General features: G+C 36.4%; 6 protein-coding genes. All 6 read left to right on the forward strand.

Features of this window, described 5'->3' with window-relative positions; all coding sequences use genetic code 11:
• Positions 1 to 319 precede the first annotated feature (319 nt).
• The 6 genes from rd (at position 320) to ACIR131C_RS22410 (ending at position 7,350) form a co-directional block, all read left to right on the forward strand.
• Positions 320 to 484 (forward strand): rubredoxin, encoded by a 165-nt coding sequence (gene rd / locus ACIR131C_RS24465; RefSeq protein WP_071604945.1) that lies wholly within the window; start codon positions 320 to 322, stop codon positions 482 to 484.
• 72 nt (positions 485 to 556) lie between these two features.
• The gene (locus ACIR131C_RS0109995) at positions 557 to 1,798 is read left to right on the forward strand and encodes a BaiN/RdsA family NAD(P)/FAD-dependent oxidoreductase (protein ID WP_028090075.1); all 1,242 of its coding nucleotides are present in this window, start codon (positions 557 to 559) and stop codon (positions 1,796 to 1,798) included.
• 58 nt (positions 1,799 to 1,856) lie between these two features.
• A complete protein-coding gene (gene lpxD, locus ACIR131C_RS0110000) occupies positions 1,857 to 2,903 on the forward strand; it encodes a UDP-3-O-(3-hydroxymyristoyl)glucosamine N-acyltransferase (protein WP_028090076.1) in 1,047 nt (348 codons plus the stop codon).
• 567 nt (positions 2,904 to 3,470) lie between these two features.
• On the forward strand, positions 3,471 to 4,787 hold the full coding sequence (locus ACIR131C_RS0110005) for a helix-turn-helix domain-containing protein (RefSeq protein WP_028090077.1): 1,317 nt from the start codon (positions 3,471 to 3,473) through the stop codon (positions 4,785 to 4,787).
• 83 nt (positions 4,788 to 4,870) lie between these two features.
• Entirely contained in the window at positions 4,871 to 6,283 is a 1,413-nt protein-coding gene (locus ACIR131C_RS22405) for an ABC transporter substrate-binding protein (RefSeq protein WP_196811749.1), read from the forward strand.
• Between the two features lie 38 nt (positions 6,284 to 6,321).
• Positions 6,322 to 7,350 carry a serine/threonine protein kinase gene (locus tag ACIR131C_RS22410; protein WP_051347526.1) on the forward strand — a complete coding sequence of 343 codons (1,029 nt, stop codon included), beginning with the start codon at positions 6,322 to 6,324 and terminating at the stop codon, positions 7,348 to 7,350.
• Positions 7,351 to 7,461: the final 111 nt, after the last annotated feature.

Consider the following 7,461-nt stretch of genomic DNA (forward strand, 5'->3'; position numbering starts at 1 on the left):
TAGGGAACAGGTTACAGGTTACAGGTTACAGGTTACAGGTTACAGGTTACAGGTTACAGGTTACAGGTTTTGGGCAACTTTACTTTTCGTTACTTATGTCGGTTTTTTTCCGTTCACTTACTTATTAAACAAACAATTTTAAACTAAAATGTCCCCCATTTATCTATTTGGGCGGGCTGGAAGCCCACCCCACAGACCCTGACCCCTGGAAGCCCACCCCACAGACCCTGACCCCTGGAAGCCCACCCCACAGACCCTCACCGTGATCAAGTTTGAACAGGTAACAGCTTAAAAAAACAATTGACAAAAGGCAAAAAAGATGAAAAAGTATATATGCAGCCTATGTAGTTATATCTATGACCCAGAAATAGGTGATGAAGATAGCGGTATAGCACCAGGAACAGCTTTTGAAGATATTCCAGATAATTGGGTTTGTCCGGTTTGTGGTGCCCAAAAAGATGACTTTGAGTTATGTGAAGAGTAAGATAGAGACAGATCCTCAACTTCTGCAAGAGGTTGGGGATCTAGATGTTACAGAAACTTGTGATTTTTGATTTTGTTACCCTTGCAAATTGTCGTTATTGGTGGTGGGGCTGCGGGATTTTTTGGTGCGATCGCTTGTGCTGAAGCTAATCCCCAAGCTCATGTTACTTTAATTGAAGCCAGTCGTCAACCCTTGGCGAAAGTGCTAATTTCCGGTGGAGGTCGTTGTAATGTTACCCATGCTTGTTTTGAACCACAGCGTTTAGTCCAGAATTATCCTAGAGGTGGTAAAGCCTTATTAGGTGCATTTACCCGTTTTCAACCCTTAGATACTATTGCCTGGTTTGCGGCTCATGGGGTAAACTTAAAAACTGAAGCTGATGGGCGAATGTTCCCCATTACAGATCGAGCGGAAACTATTGCGGAATGTTTGATTAAAGCTGCTTTTGCGGCTAAAATAGAAATCTGCATTGGTACACCTGTAACTGCTGTCACTTATAAAAATGACAGTTTTGAAATTCTCCTCAAATCAGGAGAAAGTAAAAAATGCGATCGCTTACTTTTGGCTACAGGTAGTAGTTTAGCTGGGTATAAAATTGCTAGGGAATTAGGTCATCAAATTGAACCTCCTGTACCCTCTCTTTTTACCTTGAATATTGCAGATACTCAATTACGGGAATTAGCAGGAATTAGCGTTAATTCTGTAAATTTACGGTTATCCCTTCCAGGTAAAACCCAATTACAACAAACAGGACCCCTATTAATTACCCATTGGGGTGTAAGTGGTCCAGCAGTGTTGAAACTTTCCGCTTGGAGTGCGAGGATTCTCCATGACCACCGCTATCAATGTCAATTATTAATCAATTGGTTGCCCGAATTATCACAGGAGGAAGTGAGAGAAAAACTTTTAAATGTAAAATCGGCATGGGGAAAAAAAGCGATCGCCTTACATCGTGGTGTAGAATTACCTCATCGTCTTTGGCAATATCTGATTAACCGCGTCAATATTACTATAGAAGATCGTTGGGCAGCCATATCTAATAAAACTTTAAATCAGCTAGTCCAGGAAATATCTCAGGGAGAATACCCAATTAAAGGTAAAGGTGTATTTAAAGAAGAATTTGTCACTTGTGGAGGTATCAACCTGAAAGAAGTTAACTTTAAAACAATGGAAAGTAAATTAGTACCGGGCTTGCATTTTGCAGGGGAAATATTAGATATTGATGGCATCACTGGTGGCTTTAACTTCCAAAGTGCTTGGACAACCGCATATTTAGCTGGTCAGTCCATGATCAAAACAACACAAGACAATTAACCTATTTTCTCCTTTGGGCTTTCCCGTGAAAAAATGTAAAGATTTTTAGTAAATAATTATGAAATTAAGTAAAATCATCAGCGAACTAGGCCAAGCTGTTAAAGCCGAAAGCCTGACCGTACAACCAGATCAGGATTTAGAAATTACTGGAGTTGCTGCCATAGATGAAGCTAAATCTGGTACTTTAAGTTATGTAGAAGGGGCAAAATTCGCGTCTTGGATTGATTCTACTGGTGCAAGTGCCTTGATTTTACCAGAAGACGAAAAATTGCAAAACCAAGCAACGGCCAGGGGTATTGCATGGTTAACAACTACAGAACCACGCTTACTATTTGCCAAAGCGATCGCTCTATTTTATCAACCATACCATCCTAGTGCAGAAATTCATCCTACCGCAGTTATTCACCCCACAGCCCACATCGGGAATGAGGTTTATATTGGTCCCCATGTCGTCATTTCTCAAGGGGTGGAAATTGGCGATTTGGCCGTAATTCACCCCAATGTCGTTATTTATCCAGAAGTGAAAATAGGCGATCGTACCACCCTACACGCTAATTGTACCATTCATGAACGAAGTTTAATTGGTGCAGATTGCGTCATTCATAGCGGTGCTGTCATTGGTGCAGAAGGCTTTGGTTTTGTTCCTACCCGCACAGGTTGGTTAAAAATGGAACAATCTGGTTATACTGTCTTAGAGGATGGAGTCGAAGTAGGCTGTAATACAGCCATAGACCGTCCCGCAGTCGGAGAAACGAGAATCGGTAAAAATACCAAAATTGATAATTTAGTCCAGATAGGACATGGTAGTAAAATCGGTGCTGGTTGCGCCATAGCAGGTCAGGCAGGCATGGCTGGAGGTGTAAAAGTTGGAAATGGGGTCATTTTAGCTGGACAAGTGGGAATTGCCAATCAAGTTAAAATTGGAGACAGAGCCATAGCTTCGGCTCAAAGTGGTATCCACAAAGACGTAGCACCAGGGGAAATTGTCTCAGGGACTCCAGCAGTACCCCATAAAATATACCTGAAAGCATCAGCAATTTATAGCCGATTACCGGAAATATATCAATTATGTCAACGATTACAACGAAAATTAGGTAATGGGTAAGAATTTTCGGGAATTTTCCATAAATTCCGCCATGAGGTATAGTTGCTTGAGGAATTTTTGCAAAGTAGTCTCCAGGAAATCAGGTTATGATATTACCATAGTAGTAATTCTGCTGACTGGATGTTACGGATTTTATGAGAAGTGGTAGAAGGTTGTGACGGTTAATAGACTGGGAATTGATTCCCGGTCTATTAGCAAATGTCTGATCTAACTAGGTGGGACAATAGGATCATCATCCCCTGTGTGATTAGTAAGAAAGGAGGAAATTTTGTGTGATAATCGTGGTCGTACTTGTATAAATCCGAAAGTATCATCTTCTCTATTGACCTTCGCAACTGGGGAAACTGAGATTCTTCGATCATCAAGATTAGTCATTAACTGTTGGTAAACCATAGTAACCTCTTTTTTTTGTCCTGATATAACAAAGTATCCATGACGGCCATTTGATTGTCATCACTAAGTTACTTAAGTGATAAAGTTAATAAAGTTAATAAACTTAATAAAGTTAATAAAATTAATGCAAATTAAGATACAATCCAGAATATTCTGTGGAGGGAGAACTGGACTATGGATGAACTTGTTATACTATTAAAAGATTGGGTGCAACGCTTAAAAGGAATAGATTTAAATTTAGATCCTTGTGAAGAAGCAATTTTAAAATATTCTTTAGCAGGAAAATCTTACAGCAAAATGAGTGATGATATTCCGAATTATGAATTAAGCACCATAGCGAATATAAAAGCTCCCAAATTATTTAAACGCTTGCGGGAAGTGACAGAAACAGATATTAATAAAAAGAATTGCAAGTTAGTTTTAACACAACTTTTACAACAAGATCAGCCAGAAATTATAGTAGAAAGAAATAACTATTTTTCAAATATACCACACAGATCACACATAAATTTACATGAAGCACCAGACTTCAGTGATTTCTATGGACGTTCCCAAGAACTGAGTGATTTACAAAGATTGATAGTCACAGAAAACTGTCGTGTGGTGGGGGTTTTGGGCATGGGTAAGATTGGTAAAACCGCACTGGTAAGAGAGTTAGTTGAAAACATTTACAGACATTTTGATTATGTTCTTTGGAAGAGTCTTGAATATTCCCCAGATTTGGAAGAGATTTTAACCGAGATAGAACTTTATTTCTCATTCAAAAGTCCAGAAACGAGAACAAATAATAGAATTAACCATCTAATTACTCACTTAAATCAGCATCGTTGCTTGCTAATTTTTGATAAATGGGAAGCAGTAACAGGAAATGGTGAAGCATCAGCACAACAACAAGAAAATTACTCTAATTATGAAAAATTTTTGTCAAGAATTGGGGAATCAAAACATAAAAGCTGCTTAATTTTTATCAGTATACACAAACCTAGTATCATGGATTTACTTCAAAACAGAAAAAATATTAATGAATTGTCATTATCTGGATTAAAAAATCAAGAAGCCAAAGCTCTATTGGCAAACTTAGGACTTTTTGACCCCGGAATTGAAGCACTAATTAAATGCTGTCAAGGACATCCATTAGCTTTGAATTTGGCCGCTGAAATCATTAAAAATATCCATAATGGTCAAATTCCTAAATTTCTAGAAGGAACAATTTTTATGCACGATGCCATGCTTGGTATATTAGATAAACAATTTTCCTACTTGTTAAATTTAGAAAGAAATATTGTCAAAAAGTTGGCTGCTGAACCCGAACCGAAATTAACCCATCAAATATTTAAATATTTTCCTTCTGTTCCTCAAGCAGAAATTATTCAAGCTGTCAATAAGCTATGGCAAATTCGTTTAATTGAAAAGGGGGAAATACAAGAATCGGAAGCCCTTTGGGTGCTAAATCCTTTAATTAAAAAATATATAAAAAGACGTTATCAATAAAAGGCTAACTTAAAATGAAAATGAGAAATTTCCGCATAAAAATTCGTAAAGGCTCAATCTTGATCAGAGGATTATCGTTAATTTTGCTCATCAGTTTTGTTACTTGGGGATATTGGATTATTAACCCGAAATTTATTCAACAGATAGTAGAGATATTAGATATTACTCCAACTTGGTGCAAAAATTTTGAATTAAATGATAATTTATCCTGTGGAGAAGAAAGTCTTTTCACGCAAGAAAAATTTCCATTTTTTTTAGAAGGTAAATTTCAACAAGCTGTTGATTTTTTTAGTAATAAGAGAAAAAAAGATCAAAATAACCCGGAAACTTTGATATACCTGAATAATGCCAAATTGATGCAGAAAGGTAGAAAAAGTTACACTATCGCTGTTGTTATTCCTATTAATCAGGATGCTCGAGATGTCGCAGAATCTATTTTAAGAGGTGCGGCCAAAGTTCAAGAAGATTTTAACCAAAATACTAATTATCCAGGTCTAAAAATCGTCATTGTTAATGATGCAAATGATCCTAAAACAGTTAATGACTTAGCTCAACGTCTGCTTTCTAAAGATGACATAGTGGCAGTTATGGGACATTATACATCCGAACTCACTCAAGAAGTTTTACCTGTTTATCAACAAAAGGAAGTTGTTGTTATTTCTTCATCTGCTACGGCTTTACGCGAAACTATTTTAGACGGTAAGAAATATCCAAAAAATTTCTTCTTTCGGACTGTTCCTAGTGTTAAGGTTCAGACTCCCATGTTAATTGAGAAATTGCAATTATTCCAATTAAATAGTAGAGAAAAAGTAGCTATTTTTTACACACCAACTAGCACTTATAGTAAATCTGCTTTTGAGGAATTTCGTAATCAATTGGGTGCAAATAAGATCATTGAAAGAGATATATCTATCTCTGATTTTATTGCTAATAATACCTTAAATGAGGTGAAGAAACAAGGAGCTAAGGCACTTGTTCTCATTCCTGATGGTCGGGTAAATTCTAACAGTATTAAAAACACTTTAAGCTTAATTGATGTTAATCAAGATCAATTACCAATGGCAGGTCAATCGGTTCTCTATGATACTCAAATACTCAATCGAAAAAATATTGTTAAAAACCTTTTGCTGATCACTCATTGGCATCGTTTAACCAGTCCTAATCAGGAAGTGATCCGCACAGCTAAAGAAGTTTGGGGAACAAGTTCTATAAATGATCAAACCGCAATGTCCTATGATGCTACCTTGGTGTTAACAAAGGCTCTAGAAAAAGTGTCTATAAAAGATTCTTTGCAAAAACAACGATTGGATATACGGGAGCAATTAACCACCTTAAAAGTGACGGAAGGAGCCTCAGGAACTATTTCTTTTGATGACAATGGAGATAGGAAAGAAAACATTTCCCAAATCATCCGTGTTGTCTCTACTGAATGTTCAACCTTTGGGGCTACTTTTGTGCCGATTAACTATGATTTGAGAGCTATAGATTGTCTGTAAGATGATAAACTTTTACAATCAACAGGAGAGAGAAAACTATGATTGAGCCAGGAGATTTTATCAGCGGTCGTTATTATATTATTCAAGAATTAGGAGATGGGGGTTTTGCTAAGACATTTGAAGCAGAGGATCGTGTAAATTATGATCATAAAGTCATCAAGATTTTAAATTTGGATTACTCCGGTAATCCCAACATCCTCAAACTGTTTGAACAGGAATATAGGGTATTAAGCAATTTAAATCATCCCGGAATCCCCAAGGTAGAAATTGATGGATATCTTAAATTTTCATGTCCTCACACTCAAGAAATTTTACATGGTTTAGTCATGGAGAAAATCGAAGGGCAGGATTTGGGTAAATGGGTGAGATTAAATCAAAAGATTACCAATGAAGCACAAGCTATTGATTGGTTAAAACAATTGACTGATATCTTAGATCATGTTCATAGTCAGAATTATGTGCATCGAGATATTAAACCAGAGAACATCATGTTAAAACCTAATGGTCAATTAGTCTTGATTGACTTTGGTATTGTTAAAGAATATATCCAAAAAACTCAAAGACAAACTATTGCCAATACAATAATCGGAACACCAGGCTATTCTTCACCAGAACAAGAACAACAACAACCAGGATGGGAACTAAACTATAAATCTGATTTTTTTTCTTTGGGTCGTACTTTTGTTCACTTGCTAACAGCAACTTTTCCTAATCATCAAAATTTACAACTAGATTTACTATCTAGGAATAGATACTTATTATGGCGAGATGAAGCACCAGAATTTTCAGAACAATTGAAAAACCTCATTGATAATTTAATGGAGTATAACCCAAAAGATAGACCAAAAAATACCCAAGAAATTTTGTGGTTAATCAAAAAACTTGAAGATAAAGATCCACATTTTCACCCAGTAATTGTTTTTTTAAGCTTTACTCTCAATTTCGTTTTTCTGACTTTACTGGCTATGGGAGTTTCATTAACTATAGGATGGAAAGTTTTATTCCTTGTTGTTATCTGTGGAATTGGTGGTTTTTTGGTTACACCTTTGATTAAATATCTCTTTTAAATAGCATCCCGCTAACAATTTTTATCCCTGGCTTGATCTCCCTAAGTTATACAGCAGTTTCCGATATTATGAAGTACAGATATTAATAATAAAACTCTTGTGGTGCGGGCA

The organism is Dolichospermum circinale AWQC131C, from assembly GCF_000426905.1.
Lineage (GTDB): Bacteria > Cyanobacteriota > Cyanobacteriia > Cyanobacteriales > Nostocaceae > Dolichospermum > Dolichospermum circinale.

What these genes read in the sequence shown, in the direction of transcription:
- rd (WP_071604945.1), top strand. Translation starts at nt 320, where the DNA reads ATGAAAAAGTATATATGCAGCCTATGTAGTTATATCTATGACCCAGAA.
- lpxD (WP_028090076.1), top strand. Translation starts at nt 1,857, where the DNA reads ATGAAATTAAGTAAAATCATCAGCGAACTAGGCCAAGCTGTTAAAGCC.
- ACIR131C_RS0110005 (WP_028090077.1), top strand. Translation starts at nt 3,471, where the DNA reads ATGGATGAACTTGTTATACTATTAAAAGATTGGGTGCAACGCTTAAAA.
- ACIR131C_RS22410 (WP_051347526.1), top strand. Translation starts at nt 6,322, where the DNA reads ATGATTGAGCCAGGAGATTTTATCAGCGGTCGTTATTATATTATTCAA.